At 75.6% G+C, this 594-nt stretch carries 1 protein-coding gene; it reads left to right on the forward strand.

Annotated features, from left to right (window positions below; genetic code table 11):
* Nucleotides 1-594: ketoacyl-synthetase C-terminal extension domain-containing protein (locus tag IH54_RS41055; protein ID WP_043183679.1), on the forward strand; the 594-nt coding region annotated here is incomplete at both ends.

Raw genomic sequence — 594 nt, forward strand, 5'->3', positions numbered from 1 at the left:
CGTCGAGGCCATGAGGCACGGCGAGCTGCCGCGCACCCTGCACGTCGACGAGCCGAGCCCGCACGTCGACTGGAGCGCCGGCGCCGTCAGCCTCCTCACCGAGAACACGCCGTGGCCCCGCAACGGCCGGCCCCGCCGCGCGGCCGTCTCCTCCTTCGGCATCAGCGGCACCAACGCCCACGTCATCCTCGAAGAACCCCCCGCGCCGAAGCCCGCCGAGGGCGAACTGCCCGCACTGCCCTGGGTGGTGAGCGCGCGGTCGCAGACGGCGCTGCGCGCCTACGCCGGGCGGCTGCGGGACGGCGTCGCCGCCGACGGCGGCGTGGACCCGCGGGAGGTCGGCGCCGCGCTCGTGGCCGCCCGCACAACCTTCGAGCACCGCGCTGTCGTCCTCGGCCAGGACCCGGCCGGCTTCCGGGACGGGCTGGACGCGCTGGCGCGGGGCCAGGAATCCCCGCTGGTCGTCCGGGGATCGGCTGCGACGCCCGGCAGGACCGCCTTCCTGTTCGCGGGGCAGGGGAGTCAGCGGGTGGGTATGGGCCGTGAGTTGTATGCGGCGGAGCCGGTTTTCGCTGAGGCGTTCGATGCGGTGCT

Source organism: Streptomyces sp. NRRL F-5123 (genome assembly GCF_000721495.1).
Taxonomy (GTDB): Bacteria; Actinomycetota; Actinomycetes; order Streptomycetales; family Streptomycetaceae; genus Actinacidiphila.